Source organism: Streptomyces sp. bgisy100 (assembly GCF_057709105.1).
Genome location: NZ_JBYITE010000006.1, coordinates 135,853 through 162,521, shown reverse-complemented (window position 1 = coordinate 162,521; position 26,669 = coordinate 135,853). Strand labels below are relative to the sequence as shown.

Genomic DNA, 26,669 nt, shown 5'->3' with positions numbered 1-26,669 from the left:
GATATGCCAGAAGGCACACTGTCCCAGGTCACAGAGGTAAGCCCGGATGCACGCACTGCTGGTCGAGGACGACGACCGCATGGCCCACGCCCTCGGCACGGCCCTCGCTCAGCGCGGCCACTCCGTCCGCAGGGTCGGCCGTGCCTCGGACGCGCTCCAGCACGCGCACGAGGCCGAGTTCGTGCTGCTCGATCTGGGGCTGCCGGACCTGGACGGGCTGGAACTGCTGCGGCGGATGCGCACCGTCTGCGACGCGCCCGTCATCGTGGTCACCGCACGGTGCGAGGAGCGCGACATCGTGCAGGGGCTGCGCGCCGGCGCGGACGACTATGTGGTGAAGCCCTTCCGGACGGCCGAGCTCATGGCCCGCATCGACGCCGTACGCCGCCGCACGGACCTCCCCGCGGTCGGCGGTGCGGAGAGCGCGGGGCGGGTCCGCACGGGGGACGTCGAGATCGACCCGGCGGCCCGCACCGTCACGGTGGCGGGGGCGGAGGTGCGGCTGACCCGCCGGGAGTACGACGTGCTGGCGTTCCTGGCCGCCCGGCCGGGCGAGGTGCACTCCCGGGAGGAGATCCTGGACCGCATCTGGGGCGATGTGTTCCTGACCGCCTCGCGCTCCCTGGACGTGCACGTGGCGGGGATCCGCGCCAAGACGGGCCGGTCGGAGCTGATCCGCACGGTCCGCGGGTTCGGCTACCAGCTCGGCTCCGTGGGCACGGACGGCGGCCCATGAGGCGCCGGCTGCTCGCCGTGCTGATCGTGCTCATGGGAGCGGCGGTGCTGCTGCTGTCGGTGCCGCTGGCGGACACCCTCGCGCGGAGCCGGACCGAGCATCTGCTGCTCCAGCGGCGGGCCGACGCGGCACGGTTCGCCGATCTCGCCGACCGGGCGCGCACCCGGGCCGACCGGTCCGAGCTGTCCGCCGAGATCGACCGGTACGCCGAGCTGTACGGCGCCGGGGTGCTGGTCGTGGACTCGGCGGGCAACCCCTTGGCACGGGCCGGGGCGGGCACCGCGGCGGCTCTCGCGGCCTCGGCGGTGGACGTCCGGCGGCAGGCCCTGACCGGCCGCCCGACGGCTCAGCTGCCCACGGTCCGGCCCTGGGGGCCGGCCACCGTGGTGCTGGCCGAGCCGGTGGGCCACGACGAACGGGTGAGCGGCGCCGTGGTGCTGGCCGTCCCCACCGACGCCGCGCGCCGGGACGTGACCGTCCGCTCGGCGCTCATCGGGGTCGGTGCGATCACCGCGTTCACCACGGCTGCCCTGGTCGCTGCGGGCATCACCCGGTGGCTGCTGCGCCCGGTGCGCGATCTGGACCGGGCCGTGGAGGGGCTGGCCGCCGGCAGCCTGCAGGCGCGGGCCGCCTCCGACACCGGACCGCCGGAACTGCGCCGGCTGCGGGAGCACTTCAACGGCATGGCGGAGGCGGTGGCCGAGTCCATCGGCCGGCAGCGGGACTTCGTCGCCGACGCCTCCCACCAGCTGCGCAACCCCCTGGCCACCCTGGTGCTCCAGTTGGAGAACATCGAGCCGCACCTGCGGCCCGGGCCGGGCCCGGCCGAGTTCTCGCGCGCCCTCGACGAGGCGGAACGGCTGGGGGACCTGCTGGACGGGCTGCTCGCGCTGGCCCGGGTGGAGTCCGGCACCGCCGAACTCACCGAGCAGGACCTGTCGTCCGCGGTGCGGGAACGTGTGACCGCGTGGGGTCCGGTGTTCCGCACGTCCGGCATCGAACTGGCCGCCGACGTCGGCGACGGGCTGCGGGGGCGGGCCCTGCCCGACGCGGTGGGCCGGGTCCTGGACGCGCTGCTGGACAACGCCGCCAAGTTCGTCCCGTCCGGCGGCCGCGTCGAGGTGGCGGCCGCGCTCCGGGACGGCGAGGTCGTCGTGCGGGTCGCCGACGACGGTCCGGGAGTGTCCGAGGAGCAGCTGCCCACTCTGCTGCGGCGTTTCGTCCGGGGCGCCCAGCACCAGAACACGCCCGGCAGCGGGCTGGGGCTGGCCATCGCCGACGAGATCGCGACGCTCAGCGGCGGGCGGCTCTCCGTCGGCCACAACACGCCGCGGGGTCTCGCCGTGGAGTTGTCGCTGCCGGCGGGCGCGCCGAGCTGATCACCGCGTTCCGGCCGCCGTAGCACTCCGCAGGTCAGCCGTAGGCGGCCCGGTAGTGGGCGACCGCGCCCGGGTGGAGGGGCACGTCGCCGGTGGACACGGCGAAGCGGGGCTCCAGCCGGGCGCCCGCCGTCACCTCGCGCAGCAGGTCGCGCCGCCGGTCGAAGACCAGCCGGAGCAGGTCGCGCGCGGCGCGTTCCGGCACATCGGCCCGGGCCAGCAGGTAGTTGCCGACGCCGATGGTGCCCACGGGCGCCTGCATCCCGTACGCCCCGGCCGGGAGGGTGACGGCCGAGTAGACGGCGCCGTGGCGCTCGCGCAGCGGGCGGACGAAGCCGTCCAGCGGCAGGAAGCGCAGCGGCAGGGTGCGGGCGAGCTCCGACAGCGCAGGTGTCGGCACACCGCCGGACCAGATCAGCGCGTCGACCGTGCCCTCGCGCAGCGCCCGCACGGACTCGGCGAGGCCGAGCGGCCGCGTCCGCACCGCCCGGTCCCCGGTCAGCCCGGTCATCCGCAGCAGCCGCCGCGCCAGGACCTGGACGCCGGAGCCCGGCGCTCCGGCGGCGACCGGCCGCCCGGCGAGGTCCTGGACGGTGCGGACGGGCCCGCGGGCCGGGACGACGAGGTGCGTGTAGTTCACGTACACCCGGGCCAGCGCCCGGACCGGGACCGGCCGGGAGAACTCCGCCTCACCGTGCACCGCGTCGGCGGCCACATCCGCCATGGCCAGCGCCAGCTCCACCGAGCCCCGGTCCAGCCGGCGCAGGTTGTCGACGCTCGCCGCGGTGCCCACGGGGACGACCTCCAGCCGCTGCCCGCTCGCGGAGAGGGCTTCGGCCAGCGCCTGCCCGAAGGCGTGGTACGGCCCGCCCTTCGGCCCGGTGGCCATCCGCAGCCGCCGTACGGGTCCGGACTCCGACGAGCACCCGGCCAGGACGGCGGCGAGGCCGCCGGCGCCGGCCCCCAGCACGGTGCGGCGGCCGGGCCCGCGGTACGACCCGGCTCCGGCCGGCCGCACGGGCCCGGCCGGGGCCGGAGCGGCGGGCGCCGGGGTCCGGTCCGCCGCACGGCTCCCGGGAGCGGGCCCGTCTGCGCTGGTCACGGCCGGAGTGTAACCGCGGGTCCTGGGCCGGGGCCATGAACGGAGACGGGGTCGCCGGACACGGTCGGTGGCCGAAGGGGCGACCGGCGCGGGGCGGTGACGGGCCGCGGTCACAGGGCGCCTGCGCAACGGGAGGTCAGGCCGGGGTGCCCTCCCGGGCTCCGGCGTCGTGGTTCCTGGCCGCCCAGGCGGCGATCTGGGCGCGCGAGGTGAAGCCGAGCTTGGTGAGGATGTGCTCGACGTGGCCCTCGGCGGTGCGCCGGGAGATCGTCAGCTCGGCGGCGATCCCCTTGTTGGTCATGCCCTCCGCGACCAGGCCCGCGACCTGGTGCTCCCGGCGGGTCAGCGGCGCCGACGCCGCGCTCGCGGGCGGTGGAGCGGGGGCCGGGGACTCCTCCAGGGCGTAGGAGACGGACTGTTCCAGGGTGAGCCGCTCGCCGGCCCGGACGGCGGCGGTGTACGCCGCGTCGCCCAGCTCGGCGCGCAGGGCCGCCTCGCACTGCTGGTGGCCGGCCTGCAGATGGCCGAGACCGGTGAGCGCGGACCCGGCGACCCGCCAGGTCGCGTCGGCCGCGCCCAGCAGCGTCGCGGCCCGTTCGCCCTGACCCGCCGCGGCCGCGCACCAGCCCAGGACCTCCAGGCACTGGGCCACGCCCCACTGGTCGTGGGAGAGCGGCTTGTCCCGCAGCGCGTGCCGGACCAGGGTCCCGGCCCGCTGGTGACTGCCGCGCCGGTAGTGGTCCAGTCCCAGGGCCCACAGCGCATGGGTCCGCGACCACTGCGCCTCGTGGGCCTCGCACAGCGCCAGGCACTCCTCGGCGTGGGCGGTGCCGGCGGGGTCGTCGGTGTTGGCGCAGACGGTGGTGAGCATGAAGCGGGTGACCGCGGCGTTGCCGGCGTCGTCGGCCGCCCGGTGGCGTTCGAGGGCGTCCTCCAGCAGCCGTTCGGCGCGGGGGAAGTCGCCCCGGAAGAGGGCCACGAGGCCGTCGAGGTTCACCGTGGCGCGGACCAGGTCCGGGTCCTCGCCCAGGGGGGCGCCGAGGGAGCGGCACTCCGCCACCCGGGCGTCGGCCGCGTCGATGTCTCCCTGCAGGACGGCCAGCAGCCCGTCGACGAAGAGTGCCTTGGCGCGCTCCGGGCCCGGCTCGGGGCCGGCGGCGAGGGCCCGATCCAGCCACTGGCGGCCCTCGTGGAAGGAGCCGAAGCCGAGCCGGTGGATCCACAGGGAGGCGGCGAGGCCGAGCGCCGCCGGGGCTCCACCGGGTTCGCCGAGGCTGAATTCCAGGGCGGCCCGGAAGTTGGGGTGTTCGGCCCGCAGCCGGGTGAACCAGGCGAGCTGGCCGGGGCCGAACCAGGTGGCCTCGGCCTCCTCGGCGATCGTCCGGTAGTGGTCGCGGTGCCGTTCGCGCAGCATGTGCTCCTCGCCGGACGCGGCCAGCCGCTCGCGCCCGTACCGGCGCAGGGTGTCCGGCAGCCAGTACCGCATCCGGGCGCCGCGTTCCTCGTGGGCGAGGACGGACTTGTCCACCAGACCGACGACGAGGTCGAGGACGGTGTCCGGGGCGATGCCGTCCCCGGCACAGACCTGTTCGGCCGCCCGCAGGTCGAAGCCGTCCGGGAACACCGACAGCCGCGCCCACATGAGGCGCTCCTCGTCCGTGCACAGGTCGTGGCTCCAGTCGATCGCAGCGCGCAGCGTCCGCTGACGCGGCAGTGCGGCCCGGGAGCCGGTGGTGAGCAGGGTGAACCGGTCGTCGAGGCGCAGCAGGATGTCGGACACGGACAGGGCCCTCAGCCGGGCCGCGGCCAACTCGATGGCCAGGGGGACGCCGTCGAGCCGGTGGCAGATCTCGTGGATCACCGCGGCGTTCTCCGCGGTGAGGAGGAAGTCGGGCCGCATCGCGGCCGCCCGGTCGGCGAACAGCGCCACCGCGTCGCAGAGTTCGGGGGACAGTGCGTCCTCGGACAGCACCATCGACGGCACCGGGAACACGTGCTCCCCGGACACCCCCAGCATCTGACGGCTCGTCGCCAGCACCTGGAGCTCCGGGGCCGCCTTCAGCAGGGTCGCGGTCAGGGCGGCGCCGGCATCGAGCACATGCTCGCAGTTGTCCAGCACCAGCAGCATCCGTTCACCGGCCACGTGCTCCACGAGCCGGGTCAGCGGATCACCGATGGCCTCGTTGCCGAGCCGCAGGTGGGACGCGACGGTCTGGGCCAGCCGGCTGCCGTCGTCCAGTGCGGCCAGTTCCACCAGCCACACCCCGCCCGGGAAGGAGCGCTGTGCCTCGGCGGCGACCCGCAGCGCCAGCCGGGTCTTCCCGATCCCGCCCGGCCCGGTCAGCGTCACCAGCCGCCCGCGCGAGAGCAGCGCCCTGGCCTGGGACAGCTCGTGCCGACGCCCGATGAAGCGCGTCATCTCTGCCGGCAGCGTGCCGGCTCCCCGGACATAGCCGCCCATGCCCACACCGTAGAGGTCTGCCCGGGGCCGGGCAATCGACTCCTCCGGGCGCCGTGCCTTGGTGGAGACCGTGGAGACCGGGGGCGGGCCCGGATGCGCGGCGGTTCCTGCTGCGGCGGAGAGCCGGACGGTCTGCCGCCCCCACGGAGCCGCCGCGACGGGCAACCGCAGGAGGTCTCCCCCGCCGGGCCGGGTGAGGGGTTGTCTCCCAGCCGGCGGGGGCGGGGCCAAATATCACGGAGTCTCCGTGATTCCCGCCGCCCGCCGGCTCGGCAGTCTGGTTCCTCGTAAGGAGGGCCTCCTCTCCCGGCTCGCCGCCGTGCTCCCCCGGCACGGCGGCGAGCACCCCGGCATCCCGCGAGCGGGCGTCGAGGGCGGGGAGAGCGGGGCGCCGTTCGGAGACATGAGGAGTCGATGTCCGTGTCGGATGTGGTTCTGGTGCATGGGTTGTGGTCCGACGGATCCGGCTGGAGCGAGGTCATCCCGTTCCTGCACGACGCCGGGCACCGGGTGACCGCGGTGCAGTTGCCGCTGACCTCTCTGGAGGACGACGTGGCCGCCACCCGGCGGGTGCTCGACGGACTGCCGGGTCCCGTGATCCTGGTGGGCTGGTCCTACGGCGGAACAGTGATCACCAATGCGGTGGTGGATGCGGCGAACGTCTCCGCCCTGGTGTATGTGGCGGCGTTCGCCCCGGAGAAGGGCGAGAGCGGCTTCCAGATCCTGCAGGGGTTCGGGGCGACGGTGGGCGAGGTGGTCCGGCCGTACGACGACGGGCTGTCCGAGGTGGACCGGAGCCGCTTCCGGGAGGTGTTCGCCGCCGATGTGCCGGCGGTGCGCGCGAACGTGCTGGCGGCGGTCCAGAAGCCGTCCGCCCTGAGCTGTCTGGAGTCCCCCTCGGGTGAGCCGGCGTGGCGCGCGATCCGCTCCTGGTACCTGGTCGCGGAGGAGGACCGGGCCCTGCCGCCGGCGGCCCAGCGCTTCATGGCCGCACGCATGGGGGCGGCCGTCGCGTCGGTGCCGTCCAGTCACTCCGCGCCGCTGTCCCGGCCCGGGAACGTCGCCGAGCTCATCATTCGTGCCGCGGTCGGCACGGCCTGAAAGGAACAGTCACATGGTGCACGAATCAACCGCCGCCCCGTACCGGCACGTTCGGCAGAGCGGCGACGACGGACTGCTGCGGTTCTCCCTGAAGCTGGACGGCACGGTGTCCGGTCTCGTCGCGGCGCTCAGCCTGCTGGGCGCCGGGATGCTGGACCCGCTGCTCGGACTGCCCACGTGGCTGCACTGGGCCCAGGGCGCCTTCCTGACGGTCTACGCCGCCGGGCTCTGGTACGCGGGCACCCGCCCGGACGTCCTCCGGCCGGTCGCCGTCAGCGCCGTCCTCCTCAACGCCGTGTGGGCGGTGGGCTGCGCGGCGATCATCGCGGCCGGACCGGCGTGGTTCCCCATCACCCTGCTCGGCAACGCCTATGTCGGCTTCATCGGCATCGCCGTGGTGGTGTTCGGGGCGATGCAGTACGTGGGGCTGAAGCGGGCCGGATAGCGCCCGACACGTCCCGACGGGCGGTGGTGCCACGGGTGTTGACGCGTCCGGTGCCGGGCGGGCAGCATCCGCGGCCCCGCTCGGTGCCGGACGGGGCAGCACCCGTGGTCCCCCGCTCGGCCTCCGGGCAGGCCTGCGCCGGTGGCGAAGCCGTGCCCGGCGGCCGTGCTGTCCTCAGGGGGCGAACTTCTCGATGGCGGCCGGCGTGACCGGGGTGAAGAAATTGACGAGGTTGCCGTCGGGGTCGCGGAACAGGAGCGCGCGGTTTCCCCAGGGCATCGTGGTGGGTTCGTTGACGAAGTCCTCCACGAAGCCGCTCAGGTTCTTGTACACGCTGTCGACGTCGTCGACGAGGAATTCGAGGATGACACTGCGATTGTCGGCCGGGCGGGCCGAGCCGGGCGCGAACAGCGGGACCGTGCGGGTGCTGCCGATCGCAAGGGTGGCCGAGGTGGTCCTGAGCTCGGCGAAGTCCTCGTTGGCCCAGGTGGCGGACACCTTGGTGGCGCGCTCGTAGAAGTCGACGAGGCGGGCGACGTCGCCGGTGATGATGCGGACGGAGACGAAGTTCATGGGTTTTCTCCCTGGCCGGTCGGTGCTGGTGACCGCACGCTACGACCAATACCGGGCGGAACCCGCCCGGTATGTGCGGGAGACTTCCGGGTATGCCCCGCCCCCTTGCTCGCGTCCTCACTCTGCTGGAGCTTCTGCAGTCGGGAGGCATCCGGACCGTGTCCGAACTCGCCGACCGGCTGAACGTCGACGAACGCACCGTGCGGCGCTACGCACAGCAACTCGTCGACCTCGACGTGCCCGTCGAGTCGGTGCGCGGCCGCTACGGTGGCTACCGGCTCGCCCCCGGCTACCGCATGCCCCCGCTCATGCTGAGCGACGACGAAGCGCTCGCTGTGCTGCTCGGCCTGGTCGCGGGTCGGCGATCGGGCCTGGCGGCGACCACGGTGACGGCGAGTGAGACGGCGGCGGCCAAGATCCGGCGCGTGCTGCCCGCGCATCTGCGCCGCAGGCTCGACGCCGTGCTCGGCTCGCTCGCCTTCACGGATCCGCCCGGCAGGGCAGCGGCGGCCCCGGAACCTGCGGTCCTCCTCCCGATGGCCGATGCGGTGCACCATCACCGGCCGATCTCGATTCGGTACACCGCCGGCGACGGCCGGCGCAGCGAGCGCACCCTGCACCCGTACGGCGTCGTCGCCCACTCGGGCAGGTGGTACGTCACGGCTGCGGATCTCTCGGCAGGTGAGGACCGGACCTTCAGACTCGACCGCATCACCGGTGTGAGGGTCCTGCCCGGCTCGTTCGAACCACCCGCCGGGATCGATCCGGCCGAGCGCGTCCTGACGGGGCTCGCCACGGTTCCGTACCGGCACGAGGTGGCCCTGCGCATCCAGGGAACGGCCGAGCAGATCCACACCCGGCTGCCCCCCGGCGTCGCGATCGTGACGGAACTGCCGTCCCCGGGCAGGGCGGACCCGGGGGCCGAGGGCTGGCGTCGTGTCGAACTGCGGGTGGACCGGCTCGACTGGCTGCCTGCCGTACTGGCCTCGCTGGACCGCCCCTTCGTCATCGAAGGCCCGGATGAGCTCCGCGGCCTGGTCGAGGCCTTTGCCGAACGGCTCGCGACCTTCGCCCGGGCGGAGCACACCTCGTCGTAAGCGGAGCACACCTCGTCGTAAGAGGTCGTTGACGTGCTCCCTGGCTCGACGTCCCGTCACGGGTGCCGGGTCACGCCCCCTCGGTACCGGGCCCGTCCCCGAGCGGGGCCGCCGCGTCGAGCAGCGGCGCCAACTCGCGTCTGCCGCTGATGCCGAGTTTACGGAAGCCGCTGGTCAGATGGTTCTCGACGGTCCGCCGGGTGATGAACAGGCTGTCGGCGATCTCCCGGTTGGTGAGCCCGCGGGCGGCGAGCAGCGCGACACGGCGTTCGCTGTCGGTCAGCGCCTGCACCCCGGCCTCATGTGCCCTGCGGGGCCGGGCGCCGAAGGTCCGCAGCCGCTCGCGGGCCAGGGCCGCGAGGTCTACGGCCCCGCACTGCCGGGCGAGGACCAGTCCGCGCAGGGCCAGTTCACGGGCCAGCCGGGCGTGCCCGGCCTCGCAGCGCAACGTGGCGTACTCGACCAGCGACCGCGCCAGTTCGAGGGTGGCACCGGCTTCCTCGAGCAGCCCGACGGAGTCCGCCAGGGGTTTCAGGCCCTGACGGCCGCGGGCGGTCATACCGACGGCGCGCAGGCTGACGCCGAGGGTGCGAGGGGTGCCCCAGTCCCGGGCCTGCTCGTGTTCCTGGTGCGCCAGGCGCGCGGCCTGCCCGGGGCTGCCCAGCGCGAGGTGGGTGACGGCGGCGAGCGACCGCCACGCCAGCACCGCGGGGTTGTCGCGCTGCCAGGCGATCTGACGGCGGCCGCACTCCAGCAGATCCTCCAGGGCCCCGGGGAGGTCGCCGTGCGCCAGGCGCAGCCGCGCCCGGGCCTCCAGCAGGTGCGCCCACTGCCAGGAGGTGCCGTACCGCTCGGGATCGGCGTCGAGCAGCAGCGCCGCGGCCTCCTCCCGCCGTCCCGTCTCCACCAGCACCCGCAGGACCCCGGCGGCCGCCAGGGGCACCATGGCGTTGCCGCGGGCGGCCGAGGTCAGGTCGAGCCAGTGGCGTCCCGCGTCGAGGGCGGGCCGGAGGCGGCCGGTCCGGTAGGCCACCTCGCAGCGGCCCATCGCCAGCAGCGTCCGCGCCGGAGCGCAGTCGTGCCACTGGGTCCGTTCCGCCAGGCGGTCGAGGAAATCCGTCGTCTCCGCCGGCCGGTCGCACCAGACGAGGGCGAGGACGGCCAGTCCGGTCGCGGCGGCGAAGGTGTCGTCCCGGGGCGGCGACGGGTCCAGCGCGTCACGGGCGTCCTCGGCCACGGCCGCCGCGTCGGCGGGGCGGCCGACCGCCAGTGCCGCGCGGACCGCCCGGACCGCCCGTCGGTGGCCGGGATCGCGGTCCGCGTCGGCCGTCAGCTCGGCCAGCCGGTCGGTCATCCATGGCCGCTTCTCCAGGTCCTCCAGTTCGATGAGCACACGCTGCAGACGCAGGCCGAACGAGGCGTCGTCGCACGAGGGACCGGTGGTGGCCAGCAGCCGGGCCTCGCGTTCGAGGAGCTCACCCGCCTGGCAGCCGCGCTGCCCCCGCGCCAGGGCGTCGGCCAGGACGGGCACCACGTCCAGCCGGGCCACCGGGGTGGTGAGCTCGTCCAGCGCGGCACACAGGTGACGGACCGCCGCCGCCGGATGAGCCGGTGCCTCGGCGCGGCCGAGTTCGGCGAGGAGCACGCCCCGCCCCGCCGTGGGCAGTTCCTCCAGCGCGCGCCGCAGGTACGTGACGGCGGCCTCGGCGTCGCCGCGTGCCGCGGCCAGGCGTGCCGCGGCCCGGAGCGCGCCAGCGACCCACGCCCTGCCTGCGGGCTCGGTCGCGAGCAGATGCCCGGCGACCTCCTCCAGGGGGCCGTCCTGGTCGTGCAGGATCCGGGCCGCCCGGTAGTGCGGACCGGAACCGTCGTGCGAAGCGAGCGTGTTGATGGGATCTCCGTGGGTGGTCGGGCGGCGCGGGAGGGCCGGGTGCGGCTGAGGTCCTCGCCTTCGGTGCGCGAGGCGCCGGGGGCTGTCAGTGGCGCGCGGGCTCGGGCGCGCAGGACGATGTGACCGATCATGTGCGCAGGCCCCGGATCCTGTGAGGGGAGAACCACCCGGAGGGATACCTGGGCGCGCGATACCCATGGGGTTCCCGATGGCCCGTGTCGGGGCCCGGTCGGATGCCCGTACAGGGCCGGGGCCGGGGCCGGTGCGGAGGTCCGTCCGGGGCCGGTGACCGGCGCGCATGCCGGTCGGGACCGCCGGTGCACCGGGGCGGAGGCCGACGGTGGAGTCCCGGCAGGCGAGGTCCGCGGGGCAGGGGGCAGGGGCGTGCGGGGCCGATGGCGCTGCGGGGCTCCGTGCTCCCTCAGGCGTTGACCGCCGCGCGTTCCACCGGTCCTCCGCCGCGTTTCCACCGCTGCGCCGCCGCCCGGATCACCTGCCGACGGCCCCGGCGGCGGACCGGCGGGGGACGTGGGGAGCGGAAAGCAGGTAGTGCGTACCCGGGTAGTGGTTCGGGTATGTTCCGGGCTTTGCCCGGCGCGGGCGCTGTGCAGGGTGGAGGTGTTGTTCGTTCCCTGACGCCCTCACCTCCGGCAGACGACCATGAAGAGCACCCACTCAGCGCTCGTATCCGCTCCGGCGACCGACGCCCGGCACCGCCGCCCGCCGTGCCGGGAGCAGCCAGGCCCGCCCAGCAGCCCGGCAGGCCTGCCGCTCACCGACCACCACACGTCGTGTCGGCTCGCACACCGTCCGGAGGCGGTCCGGCACGCTCGCCAGATCGTCGGATCCGTGCTGCGCCGCTGGCAGGTCGCCGAGGACGCGGCCGCCTCGGTCCTGCTGGTGGTGTCCGAGCTGGTGACCAACGCCGTCGAGCACGCGCAGCCGCCGCTGGCCCTGAATGTGCTGCTCGAATACACGGGGCGGCGGGTGTGGGTCGGCATCACCGACGGCGGCCCGGCCGCGCGGCAGGGAGCCTGGGCGGCATCCTGTGCCCAGGACGAACACGGCCGCGGCCTGGCCATCGTCGACACGCTCGCCACCGCGCACGGCACCCGCCGTCACCGGCAGGGCGCCACCCACTGGGCTCGCGTGCCCGCGGTGGACCAGACCACTTGACCGCCGCCCTGGGGGTGCCGGCGCGCCACGGCACCGCCGAGGGCAGAGTGCCCCCGCAGCCCTACTGGTGACTGCGAGCTCTCCGGGTGCGGGCCCGAGAGCCGTGTGCCGATCGTCCTCCTCCCTCAGGGCCGACAGCGCGGCGCCCTGCGCCTCGCCCGCAATGGACCAGGTCGAGTGGGGCCGGGGCTGAGGACGGACACCGCACTCTCACGATCCGCCGCCGGTCCGCAGGTCCGCCAACCGCGCCAGGTCGGCACGGGCCGAACCCCGTTCCTCGGCGGTGAGCCGGACCTCCGCGGCGTCGGCGCAGGCGGTCGACGCGGTCTCCTCGTCCCCCAACCGCCCGGCGACATCCGCCCGGAGGACCAGAAGTCGCAGCAGTTGCAGGGGCGTCGGCCGTTCGTCCTCCAGGCGGAGCACACGGTCGACGACCTTCGCCGCGCCTGCCGGGTCGCCCTTCGAGTCGGCGAGCAGGGACGCATGGTGCAGCGCCCGGGCGAACGTCTCCTGAGGGGCGGGCCGGTGGTGCTGGTCCTCGTCGGTCGGCTGTCCGATGCGGAGGCAGTTGCCCCCTGGATCCGTGATCAGGAACTGCCGCACGCCGTACGACATGTCCTTGAGCGGTCCGATGCGCGGGAGTCCCCGGGTGGGGATCCTCCCGTATGTGTCCTTGAGTCCGGCACGGAACACCTGGTACAGCCCGTCGACATCGTCGGTCATGACGTAGCAGGTGCTGACCGACGCGGCCGGGTCGTACTGCTTCAGCCCGAAGAACTGGAGTTCGATGTCGCCGCGCTGCACGACGGCGTAGGGATTGGGGCTCTTCTGCTGGAAGGTCACCTCGAACCCGAGAGCCGAGTAGAAGGTGAGAACGGGCTGGAGTGCCTGGCACGGCAGGATCGGAATCGTCTTCTCGCCCATGGCCATACCTTAGTGGCCGGCTCCGGAAGTCCTCCGGGAGTTGCTGATGCTGCCGGCACGACGGGGGATTCCTCCTGGTGACCGGCGGTGTGCCGGTCGAGCCTCCATACCCGGCTCGGCGAAGCGGTTCCGCGAGGTGCGCACGGTGTCCACGTGCACGCCGACCCGCCCGGCGACGCGGTGCGTTCGGGAGCCCGCGGGCAGCCGGCAGCACAATCCGCGCACGCCCGCAGCCGGTGCTCGGTCTCGTGGCCCCAGGCCTTCTTCGACCGGTGTCGCTCGGGGCTGTCGGGCGGGCGGCCGCAACGGGCGTGGCAGGCAAGCTGATCAGGAGAAGTGGATCAGCAGCCGCCCGGCTCGCCTCGCAGGTCGGACAGGTCCTCGTCGCTGAGACCGACATCGTTCGCCGCGAGGTTCTCCTCCAGATGGTCCAGAGAACCGGTCCCCGGAATCGCCAGCACCGACGGCGAGGTCGCCAGCAGCAGGGCGATCGCGACCTGCGCGGTGGTCGCGCCCCGGCGTGCCGCGACCTTGCCGAGCCGTTCGGCGTCGAGCGGGCCGCGGCCACCGCCGAGCGGGAAGTACGGCACGTACGCGGCGCCCGCTTCCTCGCATTCCGCCAGCAGCCCCGGGTCACCGGTGTGCCGGTTCTGCACCGCCGCGACGGGCGCGATCGCCCGGGCCTCGGCGAACTGGGCGGTGTCGACGTTGCTGACGCCCAGGTGCCGGATCAGCCCCTCCGCGCGGAGCCCGGCGAGCACCGCGAACCGTTCGGCGATCGACTCGCCGCCCGGTCCGGTCATCCCGCCGACCCGCAGATAGACCAGATCGAGCCGGTCCAGCGCGAGGGAGCGCAGTTCCGCCTCGACCAGGCCGCGCAGCTGATCAGGTGTCGCCTGCTCGCTCGGCACACCGTTCGGTCCGCGCAGCGGCCCGACCTTCGTCGCGATCATCAGGTCGTCACGGTAGGGGGCCAGTGCCGTACGGATCAGCTCGTTGGCCCGAACCGCTCCCCTGCCGTAGAAGCCGGCCGTGTCGATGTGGTTCACGCCCAGTTCGACAGCGCGCCGGAGCACCGCGATGCCGCTCTGCGGGGCTCGCGGCGGGCCGTCGAAGGTGCCCATGGCCAGGCGCATTGCGCCGAAGCCGAGCCGGTTGACGGTCAGGTCTGCGCCGAGGGAGAAAGTCTTGCTCGTCATGACGCTCATGGTGTCCGCCGCCGCGACGCCCAGCGAGCTCGTGGCAGCTTGCTGCCAGACTGGAGGGATGCGGAACGAACAGGTCTTTTCAGTGCAAGGGGACGCGGAGTTATTCGCGCGTGCCGGTCATCTCCTCGAGTCCGCGCAGACCGAGTTCCTGTGTGCCGCCCGGGACCTCAAGACCTGGTCACAGCCGCAGGCCAGGGCCGCGATCAGGAACCGAATGCGGGCTACGGATTCCTCTGACTTCACCTCACGCAAGCTGCTGAGCCCGGTGGCGCTCGTCGACGAGGATGCCCGCGCGCACCTGCGGCTGGTGCAGAGCAAAGGGGCACTGGTTCGGATCAGCTCCTCGCAGCTGCCGCACGAGACCATCCTCATCGACCGGCGGGTGGTGATCCTCGCCGGCCGGCACACCCCCACCGGCCGGGAGTACACCGTGACGACGTCGCAGATCCTGGTCGACGGCGTCCACTCGCTGTTCCGGGCGATCTGGGACACCGCCGCCGATCTCGACACCTACCTGCGCAGCAACGTCCCCCGCCTCGATGCCGCCGGCCGCGTGATCCTCCGGGCCCTCGCTTCGGGACTCACCGACGCAACCGCGGCCAACCGGCTCGGCATCTCGCTACGCACCTACCGGCGGCGTGTAGCCGACCTGATGGCCGAGCTCGAGGCCGACTCCCGCTTCCAGGCAGGGCTGCGTGCGGGCGAGCTGAGCCTGCCCCACTGAGACCGTAGTGATCGCGCCCGGTCAGCGGTCTGCCCATCCGAGCACCTCGGGCCACGCCACCAACCATCACGTCAACCCGGAAGGACTTCCGGAGCCGACCCCTTGGTCAGCAGGTGGCGGGCAGGTGCAGGTGTCGGAGGGAGTCATGGCGGAGCCACGGCGACCGACGACAACGCGGCGAGGCGCGGTGCCGGACACCGCGGCCCGGTGATCCGGCGGGGCTCAACCGCCCACTGGTCACGGCCCGATCCGCGCCCTAGTGATAGGCACCGACGGCCGCGAGGTACAGCGCGAACGCGCCGCCGACAGTGCTGCCGCCGACCGCGAACGCGCCGGCCGGTGAGGCGCCGCCGCGCCAGGCGACGAAGGCGGCGACGGAGCCGATGTGCACGGCGACGGAGAACGCCAGCAGCAGGGCCAGCAGGTGAAGACCGGTCACGGGTCCTCCTCGGACGGGCCCCGAGCGGGGCCGACTGCGGCGAGGCTCGTCGTCCGGCACCCCGTCCTGCAACAGTCCGCAACGGATTGGGCACTTGTCGTGCCCGGCGCCCGGTGGACGGCCTACGCTCGCCGTGTCCGGCCGTGTCCGGTCCGGACAGCAGGACATCATCCGGGCACGCTGGGGGCGGCAGGTGGGCAGAACGCCTGACATTTTCGAGGACTTACGGCGCGTCGGCACCCTGAAGCGCACCCGGTTGGGGCGTCGGCCGACGGACAGCGCACTGGGCCGTCTGCTCACCGGCGTCAAGAGCAGGAACACGGTGGGGTCATGGCTGCGCGGTGAGCATTGCCCGACGTCCGTGAGCGCGCTGCTCACCGTCATCGGGGAGATCCGCGAGGAGGCCCGCCGACAGGGCGTCCTCGGCACGAAAGTGGATCCGGACGGGCCCTCGGACGAGACAGTCGCCGAGTTGCTGGCCGTTGAGCGCTGGGAGACCGGCTGGCAGGCCGAGCAGGGCCGCAGGACGGCGCCGGCGTCCCCGGATGCCGCGGTGCGGGGGCAGGCGCTCGCGGCCGCCGAGCGGGAGGAACGGCGGGCTCGCCAGGCCGCCGAATGCGAGCAACGGCAGGCAGTCCGGGCCGCGTTGCCCGACCGGCCGCGTCCGCTGCGGTCGTGGGGCGCGCAGCGGCTGGGGGTGCACCGGGCGATCACCGGGCTCTCCGGCACGGATGCCACGTCCGAATTCGTGCTGCCGCACTATGTGTCCCGCCCCCACGATCTGCGCCTGCGCGAACGGCTGACGCGGGCCGCCGCGGACGGGGCGCCACCGCTGCTGGTGGTGGTGCGCGGCGGATCCTGTACGGGCAAGACCCGGACCGCGTTCGAGGCGCTCCGGGCCGCGGTGCCGGAGGACTTCGTGATGCTGTGTCCCGCCGACGGGGACGGGCTGCTGGCGGCGCTGGCCGCCGACGCCGTGGATCCGGGGACCGTGGTGTGGCTGGACGAGGCACAGGGCTGTCTGGCAGGTCCGGCCGGGGAGGCCGTCGCCGCCGGACTGCTGCGCCGGCTGGACGGTGACGGTCCGCTCATCGTGATCGCCACCCTGTGGCCGGACCGGCACCGGGACCTCACCGCGGCCCCCCGGCAGGGAGATCCGAGCGACCCGCACCGGCACGCCCGGATCCTGCTGGAGCAGGCGTACAACACCCACGTTCCCGACACGTTCGCCGACGGTCTGGACGCGGTCCGGGCGGCAGCCGGGCACGACCCGGCGCTGGCGGCGGCCCTGCGGGGCGGCAGCTCCGAGGTGACGCAGGAACTCACCGCCGCCGCGCAGCTGGTGGAGCACTACGAGAGTCCGTCCGACGCCGCCGGCGTCTACGGCAAGGCCCTGATCACGGTGGCTCTGGACGCCTCACGCCTGGGGGCGGCCGCCCCGCTGCCGTACGCCTTCCTCGAAGCCGCTGCCTTCGGCTATCTGACCGAACGCCGGCGCACCGCCGCCGTCACCTGCGAGGACAGCCCCGACCACTGGTTCACCCGCGGTCTCGGCCACGCCCGCACGGTGATCAGGGACGTGACCAGTGCGCTGCAGGACGTGGCGCCCGCTTCCGGCATGGGCGCGATCCCCGGTGTGGTGCGGCCGGCCGACTACCTCCGGCAGCACGGCGAGCGCACCCGCGCCGCCGAGTGCCCGCCTGCCGCCTTCTGGGATGCCGCCGCCGATCATCTCACCGCCGTCAGCGATCTCCGTGCCCTCGCCGAGGCGGCCGAGCAGCGGGGCCGGTACCGGTGCTCGGCCGTGCTCCTGCACCGTGCCGCCGAGGCCGGTGACCGCGACGCGATGGTGCAACTGGCACGTCTGCTGGAGCGGGCCGACCGCCGGGACGAGGCGGTGCCGTGGTGGCGGTGTGCGGCCGACGCGGGAGATCCCCGGGCCATGGCGCTCGTCGGCGCCGTGGCCGCCCGGGAGGGCCGCGCGGACGAGGCACTGAGCTGGTGGGAGGCCGCCACAGCCGCGGGCGACTCCGAGGCCCCGGTCCGGGCCGCCCACTTCCTGCGGAGCTCCGGCCGGGAGGAGGCCCGCATCTGGTGGGAGCGGGCCGAGCAGATGACCCACGGCTACACCTCCCGCCGGATCCTGGACGTGCTGGTGCGCGAGGGACGCAGCGACGAAGCCCTCGCCTGGCTGCGGGACCGGCACACGGGCGGCGGCATCTCGGAAGTGTGCGGTCTGGCAGGACTGTTGCAGGAGCAGGGGCGTACGGAGGAAGCAATCCGCGTGTGGCAGCGCCTCGTCGAGGGCTACGACTGGGAGGCACCGGCCCGCGAGGCCTGGCTGCGCACGACGGCGGAACTGCTGATCGACGCCGGGCGGGCCGACGAGGCGATCGGCTGGCTGCGCGGCCTTGCCGAGCGGGGCGACACCATGGCCCTGCCGGAGACGGTCCGGCGATGGGTCGCCCTGCGGCCCGCCGACGAGGCCGTGGAGTGGCTGAAGGCGTACGCGCTCCGCCACCGGGCCGTGAACGACACCACGGCTGTCGAGGTCGCCGAACTGCTGGAGGCCGACGGGCGCGTGGAGGAGGCCCTCGCCTGGCTGAAGGAGCGGGCGGACGACGGTGACTGCGCCGCGCTGGACCGCGCCGTGAGCATGCTGCACGGCAGGGGACGCGGTGACGAGGCGCTCACCTGGCTGGCGTCGCCGTCGGCCGGATCCGTGCAACCACCGGGCGGCGCCCGTTCCCTGCGCCGGATGGCCGGGCTGTTGCAGGCACAGGGGTACGCCGGGGTGGCCCTGCTGATGGTGCGCGAGTGCATCGGCCTGCTCGGTGGGATGGCCGGTCTCTTCGGCGCCGGGATGCCGGGGTCGGGCACCGCACTGCGCGATCTGCTGCGCGGCTGGGACGAGGCCGCGGCATCGGGCGATGCGAGCGCCTTGCTGAGGGCGGCGTTGGTCATCGACGTCGCCGACCGCTATGAAGACCTCCGGCGATGTCTGACCGACCGTGGAAACAGCGGTCCGCGAGCCGTGCACTGCGGCGACGCCGAGGATGTGCGCCAGGTGGGCCAGTGGCTCCGGGAGCGGGGGGAATCCGACGACCCGTCGACGGTGTTCCGCACCGCGGGTCCGGCCGCGGAAGCCGGCTGGAGCGACGAAGCGCTCACCTGGTACGCCCGACTCGACGAGCAGGGATATCGCCAGGCCTGGAACGAGATGACCGCCCTGCTGGACAGGACGGGCCGCACCGACGCGTTGGAGCGGGAGCTGCTGAAGGTCGTCGGTGAAGGGGGCTGGTATGCGCAGGAGCATCTGACGGAACTGCTCGGGAGGACCCGGCGGACCGACGACGCCGTCGCGTATCTGCGCACGTGCCGGGACGTCGATCACTCCGCCCTGATCGCCCGCCTGTACACGGCGGCGCACCGCACCGACGACGCGCTCACCGCCTGGCAGCAGTACGCGGACCGCGGCGACGGCTACGGCTATGCCCTGAAACAGGCCGTCGCCCTGCTGCGGGACGCGGGCCGGTCCGCCGACGCGCGCCGGCTGCTCCGCTACGGGTGGGAGCCGGACGGCACCGTGGCCGAGCCCTGGGAGGTCCGGCCTCCCCGCCGGGCCGCCGCACCGGAACTCGCGATGCCGCACCGAGGTCTCCCGCGGGAGCCCTGAACCGGCGGCCCAACAGCGCCGGATCCGGGGCGGGGAGCAGGCCGGGCCCGCAGCTCAGCCGCGGGCCCGGCCGGCGTTCGTCAGCGTTTCGGCCAGTACCACAGCGGTTCGTCGAGCATGCTCTCGCGGCCCGCGACCTCGGTGCGGCCGAACTCCTTGACGAGTTCGATGTTCTGCAGCTCCACCCGGTGCCGGGCGGCCCCGGCGGTCAGGGCCGTCGCCAGCGGTCCGGCGTGGGTCACCACGACCGTCTGGGTGTCCCGGCTCGCCGTGAGGATCAGGTCGGCCAGGGGCTCGAGGAGGTCCGGGTGCAGGCTGGTCTCCGGCTCGTTGAGCACCATCAGCGCGGGCGGGCGGGGCGTGAGCAGCGCCGCGGCCCACAGCAGGTAGCGCAGGGTGCCGTCGGAGAGTTCCGCGGCACCCAGCGGTCGCAGCAGGCCGGGCTGGTGCAGCTGGAGGCCGAAGCGGCCGTCACTCGGGGCGATCTCGATCCGGCTGCCCGGGAAGGCCGCGTCGACGGCCTCGGCCAGGGCCTCCTCGTCGCCGGTCTCCCGAATCGTCTGGAGTGCCGCCGGCAGGTCGGAACCGTCGGCCGAGAGCACGGGGGTGCGGGTGCCGATGCGGGTGGAGCGGGCCGGTGCGTCGGCGTCGGTGCGCACATGGTCGTAGAAGCGCCAGGAGCGGATGTGCTCGCGCAGGGTGAGGAGGTCCGGTGCCAGCTGCGGATCGGCGAGTTCGCTGAGCATCGAGTCGTGGGGGCGCAGCACCCCGGTGCTGCGGTGCCAGCTCCCGTCGGCCGTACGGGTCTTCACCGCGGGCCCGGACCGGTCCGACAGGAGCGCGGCGGGGCGCAGCACCGGGCCGGCCCAGGTGGCCTCGCGTTTGATCTCCGGGTCGAGGTTGAACAGCGACGGCACCTTGGGGGTCCCGGCGGAGGGAATGGGGTGACCGAAGTCGACGGCGTAGCCGAACTCGTCCCCCGCGAAGCCCAGGCGGAGGCTGACGGGCTCGGTGCGGAGCGTGCCCGTCAGGGGTGCCTCGCCCGCGCGCACCGCCCGGCTGGTGCTCTCGGGTCCCGCCCACAGGGTGGAGGGCAGGCCGCCCTCGCGGGCCAGGGCGGCGACGGCTCCGCCGCGGGCGGAGTCGGCCAGCAGGCGCAGGGAGCGGTAGAGGCTGGACTTGCCGGTGCCGTTGGCGCCGGTCACCACGGTGAGCCTGCCGAGGGGGACGATCAGTTTGCGCAGCGAGCGGTAGTTCTCGACGGCCAGTGTCGTGATCATTCGTGCGGTACTTCCTCCGGGGTCTGAGTGGACGGGTCGCCGGTCCGCCGGTCTGCCGGCCCGGCCCGGTGCACACCGGCTACGGGACGGTGACCGGCCGGGGCGCTCCTCCATGGTGCGGCCGGCTGGTTTCTCGAGCCCTCAGACGCGAGCGGAGCCGTGGGGGTTGACCGGACGTCCGCGCCGCACCGCCCGGAGGCCGGCGCGGTACCTGTCGGCGGGCCGGGGAGCCGGCCGTGCGGCACGGCCCTCCGGGAGTACGGGGAACGGGACGGACGGGCAGCGTCCGGAAGGCACGTACGGAAGCATGTGCGGAGGGTCCCGCCGCCTGGAGCTGTTCGACTCTTCGCCGTGGATGGGACGTTTCTGCTGTGCGCATAAGCGCCTACCTGGCCGCAGGGCGGCTCCCCGCCCGGGACGCGACCTGCCGGGCCCGGCCGTAGCACCCGCGCGGCCGCCCGCCGGTTCGACGGCGGGCCGTCCGGCACGGAGAATGGGCAGGGCAGGTGCGCCTCGGCGGGGCGCGGCATGCGGTGCCCGAGGGGCGGCATGCGGCAGCCGGGGCGACGGCGGCCTCGGCCAGGGGTGATCATGCCGACGTGGCGACTGCGGGACTTCCGCGACGACGATCTGGACCGTGCCATCCAGATCTGGGACCAGGACCGGCAGGCGGACGACGCTGCTCCCGTCTTCCCGGTCTCCGAGGTCATGATCGCCGCCCGGTCGGGGGCGCCCGCCGTGGTCGCCGTGGTGGGCGACGAGGTGGTGGGCATGGCCGTGGCCCAGGCCCACGGTGAGCGGGCCTGGATCACGCTGGTGGCACTGGCCGGTATGTGGCGCAACCGCGGGATCGGCAGCTCCCTGATCGCCGAGCTCGAGCGGCGGCTGCGGGCCCAGGGCGTGCGCCGGATCGGCGCGCTGCTGGAGCCGGGTGTCACCGGGACCGCGGCCCTGGAGAACTCCGGCTACCGGCCCCGCCCCGGACTCGTGCTCTACGAGAAGGTCGAGCATCTCGGCACCAGCGACGCCGGGCTCCTCGCGGAGCTCGGCGGCCGGGTGCTGCTCCCCGGGCTGTGGGACGCGCTCGCCGGCATGGAGCGGGAGAAGGAGGCCATCGAGCGGCGGATCGTGCTGCCGCTGGCGGAACCCGCGCTGGCCGACCGGTACGGGGTGCGGCCCCCGAAGGCGGTCATCCTCTTCGGTCCGCCGGGCACCGGGAAGACCAGCTTCGCGAAGGCGGTCGCCTCCCGGCTGGCATGGCCGTTCGTGGAGCTCTTTCCCTCCCGGCTCGCCTCGGGCACCGCGGGAGGGCTGGCCGCCTCGCTCCGGGACGCGTTCGCCGACCTCGCCGAACTGGAGACCGTCCTGCTCTTCATCGACGAGGTGGAGGAGATCGCGGGCGTCCGGTCCGGCCTGGCCGTCGACCCCGGCCACGGGGTCACCAATGAACTGCTGAAGCTGATCCCGGGATTCCGGGAGCACGACGACCGGCTGCTGATCTGCGCCACCAACTCCGTGCGCTCGCTGGATCCTGCGTTCCTGCGCCCCGGCCGGTTCGACTACGTCATCCCCGTCGGTCCCCCGGACCCCGTGGCGCGGGCGGCGATCTGGCGGCGCTATCTGGGGACCGCGGCGGACGGCGTCGATCTGCACCGGCTGGTCGAGGCCAGCGAGATGTTCACGCCCGCCGACATCGAGTTCGCCGCGAGGAAGGGCGCTCACGCGGCGTTCGAACGCGAATTCCTCGACCGGGCGGGGGCGCCCGCCGGCACCGAGGACTTCCTGGCCGCCATCGCGGAGACCCGGCCCACGCTCACCGATGCGGCGCTGACCGAATTCGGCGAGGACATCGAGCAGTACGTGCGCATGTGACGGCCGGCCGCGGTACCGGGCCACAACGCTCCTCGTCACCGGCGGACTTCGGGTACGTCGTGGTACGCCTCGCCGGGGACGGGTGGGCCGGATGTCCGCTCCGGGTGGCGCCGGCGGATGGGGGTGAACAGCGCGGTCAGGGCGACGGTCAGGAACGTCGCCGCCACCCCGATGAGCGGCCCGCGCGCTCCGTACCGGCCGACCAGGGCGGTCAGCAGGGCCGCTCCGAGGGGGGCGAGGCTGCTGTGGACGGTCCAGAAGGCTGAGGTGACACGGCCGAGCAGCTGGTCCGGGGTGATCTGCTGCCGCAGCGACATGGAGCACACCCCGGCGAGGGTGATCCCGGCGGAGTAGAGGAAGACCGTCGCGGCGGCCACGGGGACGTTGTCGACGAGCCCGAGCACCAGGACGGCGCAGGCGGCCAGCGCGAAGGCCCCCGTCCAGCAGGCGCCGAACCCCAGGGTGCGGCGGAGGAAGGAGCTGGCCGCGGCAGCCAGGAAGGTGCCGAGTCCGGCAAGGGCCAGCACATAGCCGACGACCTCGTCGTCCTGCCCCAGGCCGTGGCGCAGGTGGTAGATGAAGACATCGGTCATGCCGAGGACGAGGAAGGTGGTGACCGTCAGCAGTACGGTCAGGGACCGCAGGACCGGGGTGCGCCACAGGAACACCACGCCGGTGCGGAAGCCGATGCGCAGATCGTGCAGGGCGGCGCGACGGGTGGCCTCTCCTTCCGCGGGCTGGCCGAGGTGCCCGGCTGCCGGGCGGAGCCGGATGAAGGCCAGGCCGAGCAGCGAGATGCCGAAGCTTCCGGCGTTGATGGCGATGGCGGCGGTGGGGCCGAACAGCCCCGCCACGGCCCCGGCCAGAGCGGGGCCGGCGATGTTCGCCACCGCGTTGGTGGCCTCCAGACGGCTGTTGGCCTGCACGATCCGGTCCCGGTCGACGAGGTTGGCGACCGCCGTGACATACGTGATCTTGAAGAGCATCTCGAAGACGGAGGCGAACCCCATCACCACGTACAGCAGCCAGATCTGCGGGTCCACGGCCCAGACGACGGGGATCAGGCCGTAGAGGAGGAAGCGGGCCGCGTCACAGAGCATCAGCATCCGCCGCCGGTCGAACCGGTCGACCAGCGTGCCGCCCACCAGCCCGGTGAGGATCAGGCCGACGCCGGCGATGGCGGTGAGCAGTCCCATCCGGGCCGCGGAGCCGGTGGCGTGTAGCACCAGCAGGGGGAGGGCGACCAGGGAGAAGGCGTTGCCCAGTTCGGAGAGGGCCTGGACGGCCCAGAAGACGGTGAAGTTGCGGTCGGACCGGAGCGGGCGTGCAGCCTGTGCGGGAGCTCTCCCGCTCACCGGGGTGGACGGCCCAGGTCGTATGAGGGCCGATTCCGGCCGACGAACGGCATGTTCACCGACGCGACGTCCGGCACGCGGCTCTCCCCCGTTGTGAAGTGATCGACAACTCCAGCCTGCGCCACCGTGGATGCCGCAGCAATACGCGTTTCAGCCGATCGCCCGGGCGGCTTCCCGAGAGACCCCGGAGTTCCGGAAGGTACTACTCCGTGGGCCGGACGTGCGGTTCGTCGTTCCGGGGCACGAGCGCGACGGGGCACACCGCGTGGTGCAGCACGGCATGGTTGACCAGGCCGAGTTCCAGGCCGAACAGGCCGTGGCGTCTGCGCGCGCCCACCACGAGCAGGTCGGCGGATTCGGCTGCCTTCAGCAGGACGTGACGGGGCGAGCCCTCCGCGGACTCCCGCACCACCGGCACCTGTTCGTGCCCGGGCGCCGCACGGCTCAGCGCCGAGTCGAGCAGCGTCTCCGCGCCCGACTCCCCCGTGGCCGCGGCGCCCGAGCGCTCCTCCGAGCGCCGCCAGGCGTGCACCGCCACCAGCTCCGCGCCCCGGGCCGCCGCCTCTTGGAAGGCGAACCCGACGGCGTGGGAGTCCACGTTGCCCCGGCTCACGCCCAGGACGACGCGGCGGAACCGGCCGGTCTCGTTCTCCTCCCGGCCCCGTACCACCAGGACGGGACAGGTGGCCTGGCCGGCCAGCCCGAGGCCGACCGACCCCAGCAGCATCTCGGCCAGGGTGCCGAGTCCGCGGTTGCCGACGACCACCGCGTGAGCGGACCGGCCCTCCTCGACCAGGGCTTTGACCGGGTCCATGGCCAGGACCGCGCCGGACACCGTCAGGCCCGGCTGCCGGAGCGTCAGTCGCTGCTCGGCCGATGCCACGAGATCGGCCGCGGCGATCCGGGCCTCCGCCCGGTCGACGCTGGTGGAGGGGATGAAGGTGTCGTACCGCTCCCACCAGGAGGCGTGAACGACCCTCAGCGGGAGTCCGTGCCGGGCTGCTTCGTCCGCGGCCCAGTCCGCGGCCCGCCAACCGGGGTCGGAGCCGTCGACCCCCACGACCACCGGGTCTACCACCGCGCTCGCCTCTCTCTCGGCCGTCCCCGGGCCACCGCTCGCACCGGCCACCGCTCGGGTGGCCCGCCCCGGCATCCGGGGGTCGGAGCCGGTCACCGCCCGTGTCCTTCTCCCGGCGTGCCGGGCCGGTGATTCCAGGACACCACCGCTGTCCTCGCTCCGCCATGCGAGAGCCGTCAGCCGCCACGGGCCCGGCGGTGAAGCCTGCACGGCCGGAGTACCGGAGGCGTCTCCCGGCCCGCCGCGGCGCCGCCGGCCGGTGAACGGGCCCGTGCGGTGGCACCCTGAGGAGGTCGGGGCCGCTCCGGGTGCACGAGCGGCTGGCGCGCCCGTTCGCGCACCCCCGGTGGGCGCCGGCCCCGGAACATCGCGTCCCGGAATTCCGCACCCCGGAATACGCAGACGACAAGGAGCGGCGGATGACACGGACCCCGCGTACCGGCTCGGACACCCCGATCACGGTGTTCCTGCTCGACGACCATGAGGTCGTACGGCGCGGGCTGCAGGACCTGCTCGACGACGAACCGGACATCCGTGTCGTGGGCGAGGCACCGACCGCCGAGCGGGCCCTGGTGCGCGTCCCGGCGCTGCGCCCGTCCGTCGCCGTGCTGGACGTCCGGCTCCCGGACGGGGACGGCGTGAGCGTCTGCCGGGAACTGCGCTCGCGCCTGCCGGACCTGGCCTGTCTGATGCTCACCTCCTTCGACGACGACGAGGCCCTCCTCGACTCGGTCATGGCGGGTGCGGCCGGATATGTGCTCAAGCGGATCGAGGGCTCCGACCTGGTCTCCGCGGTCCGGACCGTCGCCTCCGGCCGGTCGATGCTCGATCCCGGCGCGGCGGCCCGTCTCCTGGCGCGGCTGCGGGAACCTGCGCCCCGGGAGCCGGAGGTGCTGACGGGCCTGACGCGGCGCGAGCGCGAGATTCTCGCCCTCATCGGCGAGGGGCTCACCAACCGGCAGATCGGTGAGCGGCTCTTCCTGGCGGAGAAGACGGTCAAGAACCGCATCTCCCGCCTGCTGGCGAAGCTCGGGGTGGAGCGGCGGGTCCAGGCCGCGGTCATCGCCACGCAGGCCGACGCGGCCCGAACGCCGGACCACCGGGTGCCGCCCGGCGGCGGACCGGGACCTTCGGCCCCATGACCGGGTGCGGGCCACCGTCGGATCCTGGTACCGAGGCCGGGACCGCACGGACTCGGCCGCACGGCAGGGAGGGCCGGCCATGGCGGTGCGAGACGCGGACGGCGGAAGCGACCCGTACCGCTCCCGGCCCGCGAACGGCAGGAATCCCCTGGTGCGCAGGGCCGACCGGGTCGAGTCCTGGTGCGCCGCCGCGCTGGTCGCCCTGCTCTTCGCGGGCGTGCCGACCGCCTCCTTGGCGGTCGGGCGGGTCGCGTACGCATCCGAGATGCACACCGTGCGGGCGCAGGCGGCGGAGCGGCACCGGGTGCAGGCCAGGCTGACCGCGGACGCGGAGGTCATGGCGCAGACCGACACCGACGGAACCAGCCGGGCCCCGGTGCGCTGGACCGAGGGGAACGGGGCACAGCGGTCCGGGACGGCCGGCGTCGCGCCCGGCACGGCCAAGGGCTCCACCGTGCGGATCTGGGTCGACCGCACCGGATCGGTCACCACAGCGCCCATGCCCGAAAAGGCGGCGGTGGCCACCGGTTGGGCGGCGGGCTTCCTCACGGCGGGGCTGGTGACCGCCTGGGGGTTCGGCGCCCGGGCGGCGCTGCGCCGGCTCCTCGACCGCAGCCGGTACGCCCGGTGGGAGCACGAGTGGGAGGCGTTCGAACCTCAGTGGTCCCGGCGCTACCACCCCTGAGCCGGCCACTGCGCGCGGCGATCAGGTCCCCCATCGGGGCCGTGGCACCCGGCATGTCCCTCGGCCGTCGCGGGCGCCGCCCGCGACGGCCGGACCGGCCCGGAGTTCGTCCAGGAGCTCGGCCGGCCGCAGGTGCGACAGCCGGCACCGGGGCCCGTCCCTGTTCGCCGACGCCCGCCTCCCGAGCGCTTCCCGGCCGTCCGCCGAACCTCTCCTCCACGGTATCGGCCCGCTGTCGATCGGCTGGTCCGCGCGGCACCGTCACATCGCAGGCCGGGGCTCCTGCGGCGAGCGACCGGAGCCCCGGCCCGCCGAACGAGGGGCG

At 74.2% G+C, this 26,669-nt stretch carries 21 protein-coding genes; 11 read left to right on the top strand and 10 right to left on the bottom strand.

Annotated features, from left to right (window positions below):
• The first annotated feature begins 46 nt into the window (after positions 1-46).
• Together AC3EQ1_RS06590 and AC3EQ1_RS06585 are read left to right on the top strand one after the other, a co-directional pair.
• Entirely contained in the window at positions 47-736 is a 690-nt protein-coding gene (locus tag AC3EQ1_RS06590; RefSeq protein ID WP_432093320.1) for a response regulator transcription factor, read from the top strand.
• Positions 733-2,115, top strand: coding sequence for a sensor histidine kinase (locus AC3EQ1_RS06585; RefSeq protein WP_432093319.1), 1,383 nt, complete (start codon positions 733-735; stop codon positions 2,113-2,115). Before AC3EQ1_RS06590 ends, AC3EQ1_RS06585 begins: the two co-directional genes overlap by 4 nt.
• 34 nt (positions 2,116-2,149) lie before the next feature.
• Here the strand turns inward: AC3EQ1_RS06585 and AC3EQ1_RS06580 are convergent, their stop codons facing one another.
• Complete coding sequence (locus AC3EQ1_RS06580) at positions 2,150-3,217, bottom strand: TAXI family TRAP transporter solute-binding subunit (RefSeq protein ID WP_432093318.1); 1,068 nt, start codon at positions 3,215-3,217, stop codon at positions 2,150-2,152.
• A gap of 136 nt (positions 3,218-3,353) precedes the next feature.
• The gene (locus AC3EQ1_RS06575) at positions 3,354-5,678 is read right to left on the bottom strand and encodes an ATP-binding protein (RefSeq protein ID WP_432093317.1); all 2,325 of its coding nucleotides are present in this window, start codon (positions 5,676-5,678) and stop codon (positions 3,354-3,356) included.
• Between the two features lie 420 nt (positions 5,679-6,098).
• On the opposite strand from AC3EQ1_RS06575, the gene AC3EQ1_RS06570 reads away from it, so the two are divergent.
• A complete protein-coding gene (locus tag AC3EQ1_RS06570) occupies positions 6,099-6,779 on the top strand; it encodes an alpha/beta fold hydrolase (RefSeq protein ID WP_432093316.1) in 681 nt (226 codons plus the stop codon).
• A gap of 13 nt (positions 6,780-6,792) precedes the next feature.
• A complete protein-coding gene (locus tag AC3EQ1_RS06565) occupies positions 6,793-7,224 on the top strand; it encodes a hypothetical protein (RefSeq protein WP_432093315.1) in 432 nt (143 codons plus the stop codon).
• Between the two features lie 174 nt (positions 7,225-7,398).
• Here AC3EQ1_RS06565 and AC3EQ1_RS06560 read toward each other — a convergent pair whose 3' ends face one another.
• Positions 7,399-7,797 (bottom strand): VOC family protein, encoded by a 399-nt coding sequence (locus tag AC3EQ1_RS06560; RefSeq protein ID WP_432093314.1) that lies wholly within the window; start codon positions 7,795-7,797, stop codon positions 7,399-7,401.
• Positions 7,798-7,889: 92 nt separating this feature from the next.
• Between AC3EQ1_RS06560 and AC3EQ1_RS06555 the strand changes: the two genes are divergently transcribed.
• Positions 7,890-8,894, top strand: coding sequence for a helix-turn-helix transcriptional regulator (locus AC3EQ1_RS06555; protein ID WP_432093313.1), 1,005 nt, complete (start codon positions 7,890-7,892; stop codon positions 8,892-8,894).
• Between the two features lie 70 nt (positions 8,895-8,964).
• Here AC3EQ1_RS06555 and AC3EQ1_RS06550 read toward each other — a convergent pair whose 3' ends face one another.
• The gene (locus AC3EQ1_RS06550) at positions 8,965-10,539 is read right to left on the bottom strand and encodes a LuxR C-terminal-related transcriptional regulator (protein WP_432093312.1); all 1,575 of its coding nucleotides are present in this window, start codon (positions 10,537-10,539) and stop codon (positions 8,965-8,967) included.
• Between the two features lie 1,011 nt (positions 10,540-11,550).
• Here AC3EQ1_RS06550 and AC3EQ1_RS06545 point away from each other — a divergent pair.
• Positions 11,551-11,961: an ATP-binding protein gene (locus tag AC3EQ1_RS06545; protein ID WP_432093368.1), complete on the top strand. Its 411-nt coding sequence runs from the start codon at positions 11,551-11,553 to the stop codon at positions 11,959-11,961.
• Positions 11,962-12,171: 210 nt separating this feature from the next.
• On the opposite strand, the gene AC3EQ1_RS06540 is transcribed toward AC3EQ1_RS06545, so the two are convergent.
• Positions 12,172-12,885: a bleomycin resistance protein gene (locus AC3EQ1_RS06540; protein ID WP_432093311.1), complete on the bottom strand. Its 714-nt coding sequence runs from the start codon at positions 12,883-12,885 to the stop codon at positions 12,172-12,174.
• A gap of 341 nt (positions 12,886-13,226) precedes the next feature.
• A complete protein-coding gene (locus AC3EQ1_RS06535) occupies positions 13,227-14,084 on the bottom strand; it encodes an oxidoreductase (RefSeq protein WP_432093310.1) in 858 nt (285 codons plus the stop codon).
• Positions 14,085-14,151: 67 nt separating this feature from the next.
• On the opposite strand from AC3EQ1_RS06535, the gene AC3EQ1_RS06530 reads away from it, so the two are divergent.
• On the top strand, positions 14,152-14,817 hold the full coding sequence (locus AC3EQ1_RS06530; RefSeq protein WP_432093367.1) for a DNA-binding response regulator: 666 nt from the start codon (positions 14,152-14,154) through the stop codon (positions 14,815-14,817).
• A gap of 256 nt (positions 14,818-15,073) precedes the next feature.
• On the opposite strand, the gene AC3EQ1_RS06525 is transcribed toward AC3EQ1_RS06530, so the two are convergent.
• Complete coding sequence (locus tag AC3EQ1_RS06525; RefSeq protein ID WP_432093309.1) at positions 15,074-15,256, bottom strand: hypothetical protein; 183 nt, start codon at positions 15,254-15,256, stop codon at positions 15,074-15,076.
• Between the two features lie 133 nt (positions 15,257-15,389).
• Here AC3EQ1_RS06525 and AC3EQ1_RS06520 point away from each other — a divergent pair, with 133 nt between their 5' ends.
• Complete coding sequence (locus tag AC3EQ1_RS06520; protein WP_488187145.1) at positions 15,390-18,932, top strand: tetratricopeptide repeat protein; 3,543 nt, start codon at positions 15,390-15,392, stop codon at positions 18,930-18,932.
• Positions 18,933-19,012: 80 nt separating this feature from the next.
• On the opposite strand, the gene AC3EQ1_RS06515 is transcribed toward AC3EQ1_RS06520, so the two are convergent.
• Positions 19,013-20,212: an AAA family ATPase gene (locus AC3EQ1_RS06515; RefSeq protein ID WP_432093307.1), complete on the bottom strand. Its 1,200-nt coding sequence runs from the start codon at positions 20,210-20,212 to the stop codon at positions 19,013-19,015.
• A 591-nt stretch (positions 20,213-20,803) separates the two neighbouring features.
• Between AC3EQ1_RS06515 and AC3EQ1_RS06510 the strand changes: the two genes are divergently transcribed.
• A complete protein-coding gene (locus AC3EQ1_RS06510) occupies positions 20,804-22,084 on the top strand; it encodes an ATP-binding protein (RefSeq protein WP_432093306.1) in 1,281 nt (426 codons plus the stop codon).
• A 35-nt stretch (positions 22,085-22,119) separates the two neighbouring features.
• On the opposite strand, the gene AC3EQ1_RS06505 is transcribed toward AC3EQ1_RS06510, so the two are convergent.
• Together AC3EQ1_RS06505 and AC3EQ1_RS06500 are read right to left on the bottom strand one after the other, a co-directional pair.
• Positions 22,120-23,439 (bottom strand): MFS transporter, encoded by a 1,320-nt coding sequence (locus tag AC3EQ1_RS06505; protein ID WP_432093305.1) that lies wholly within the window; start codon positions 23,437-23,439, stop codon positions 22,120-22,122.
• Positions 23,440-23,641: 202 nt separating this feature from the next.
• Positions 23,642-24,613 (bottom strand): universal stress protein, encoded by a 972-nt coding sequence (locus AC3EQ1_RS06500; protein WP_432093304.1) that lies wholly within the window; start codon positions 24,611-24,613, stop codon positions 23,642-23,644.
• A 323-nt stretch (positions 24,614-24,936) separates the two neighbouring features.
• On the opposite strand from AC3EQ1_RS06500, the gene AC3EQ1_RS06495 reads away from it, so the two are divergent.
• Positions 24,937-25,659: a response regulator gene (locus tag AC3EQ1_RS06495; protein ID WP_432093303.1), complete on the top strand. Its 723-nt coding sequence runs from the start codon at positions 24,937-24,939 to the stop codon at positions 25,657-25,659.
• A gap of 79 nt (positions 25,660-25,738) precedes the next feature.
• A complete protein-coding gene (locus AC3EQ1_RS06490) occupies positions 25,739-26,344 on the top strand; it encodes an Rv1733c family protein (RefSeq protein WP_432093302.1) in 606 nt (201 codons plus the stop codon).
• The last annotated feature ends 325 nt before the right edge of the window (positions 26,345-26,669 follow it).